Annotated in this window: 2 protein-coding genes; both read left to right on the top strand. The window is 63.4% G+C overall.

The features are described from left to right. The first annotated feature begins 59 nt into the window (after positions 1–59). Positions 60–569, top strand: a complete 510-nt coding sequence (locus AB0E69_RS41055; protein WP_360159794.1) for a helix-turn-helix domain-containing protein — start codon at positions 60–62, stop codon at positions 567–569. Beyond that, positions 566–1,432 carry an IS3 family transposase gene (locus AB0E69_RS41050; RefSeq protein WP_360159792.1) on the top strand — a complete coding sequence of 289 codons (867 nt, stop codon included), beginning with the start codon at positions 566–568 and terminating at the stop codon, positions 1,430–1,432. Before AB0E69_RS41055 ends, AB0E69_RS41050 begins: the two co-directional genes overlap by 4 nt. Positions 1,433–1,484 lie beyond the last annotated feature (52 nt).

Below are 1,484 nucleotides of genomic sequence, written 5' to 3'. Positions count from 1 at the left end.
TGAACCGCTCCCCAGAAGTTGGACTGAGAATTCAGTTCTGATTTCTGGGGAGCGTTCGTATGGATGGACGTAGTTCGTTGTCGGTGGGGCAACGTGAGCGGGCGGTAGCGTGGTTCGAGGAGGGCCTGGGGTATCGCTCGGTCGCGAGGCTGCTGGGTGTGGTGCTGTGGCCGGTGAAGCGGTTGTATCGGCGCTGGCAGATCTGGGGCAGAGGAGCGTTGGTGACCAAGCCGACGAAGCGGTCGTACTCGTTCGAGTTCAAGCTGGCCGTGGTGGAGAGGTTCCTGGCTGGTGAGTCGGCGATGGTGCTGGCGACCGAGCACGAGCTGTCCTCACCGGAGTTGGTGAAGAGATGGGCCCGGGCGTACCAGCGCGAGGGTGAGGATGGGTTGCAGCCGAAGCCGAAGGGCAGACCACCGAAGGCTGCGAAAGATCCGGACGCGCCGGCCCCGTCGGGGGTGGATGTGGGGTCGGAGCTGGAGCAGCTTCGTCGTGAGAATGAGCGGTTGCGGGCGGAGAACGCCTACCTGGGAAAATTGCGGGCCTTGAGGGAACAACAACAGCGGTGAAAGTTGCTGCTGTGGTCGCTCTCAAGGCTGACTATCGTCTGGACCTGCTGTTGCAGATCGCCGGACTGGCCCGGTCAACGTTCTTCTACCACCAGGCCCGTTGGTTTCGGCCGGATCCGCACGCCGGGCTGAAGGCCGCGATCCGGGACATCTTCGAGGACAACCACCGTCGTTACGGGCACCGGCGAGTCCACGCCGTACTGACTCAGCAGGGCTGGCGGGTGGCGAAGAAGACCGTGCTGAAGCTGATGGGCCGCCTCGGGCTGCAGTGCCCGGTACGGCGCAGGAAGCGTTACAACTCCTACCGCGGCGAGGCCGGCCGGACCGCCCCGAACCTGCTGGCCCGCGACTTCACCGCGACCGCTCCGAACCAGAAGTGGGTCACCGACGTGACCGAGTTCCGCGTCGCAGACCGCAAGCTCTACCTGTCACCGATCATGGACCTGTTCGACCGCCAAATCATCGCCTACGCGATCGACCGATCACCAAACCTGGATCTGACCAACAACTCGCTGCGTGCCGCCCTCGCGACCCTCGAGCCCGGCCTCAACCCCGGCCAGGCACCGCTGGTGCACTCCGACCAGGGATTCCAGTACCAGCACCCCTCCTGGCAGCACCTACTCGCCGACGCCGGCGCGACCCAGTCAATGTCCCGCAAAGGCAACTGCCTCGACAACGCCGTCATCGAGAACTTCTTCGGACACCTCAAAGAAGAACTCTTCCACCACACCACCTACACCAGCCCCAGCGCGTTCATCGCCGCACTGCACGACTACCTCCACTGGTACAACAACCACCGCATCTCAACACGACTCGAGGGCCTGAGCCCGGTGCACTACCGGACCCAGACCCTCGCAGCCTAGAAACCCTCTATAACCTCTTACTTAACCAATCCAACTTCCGGGGACCAGTTCA

This window comes from Kribbella sp. NPDC026611, assembly GCF_040638345.1.
Classification (GTDB): domain Bacteria; phylum Actinomycetota; class Actinomycetes; order Propionibacteriales; family Kribbellaceae; genus Kribbella.
Note: the sequence above shows the minus strand (reverse complement) of the source record. Positions and strands in the feature narration are given on the sequence as shown.

Coding starts and splice junctions, on each gene's coding strand:
- AB0E69_RS41055 (WP_360159794.1), top strand. CDS start 60: ATGGATGGACGTAGTTCGTTGTCGGTGGGGCAACGTGAGCGGGCGGTA.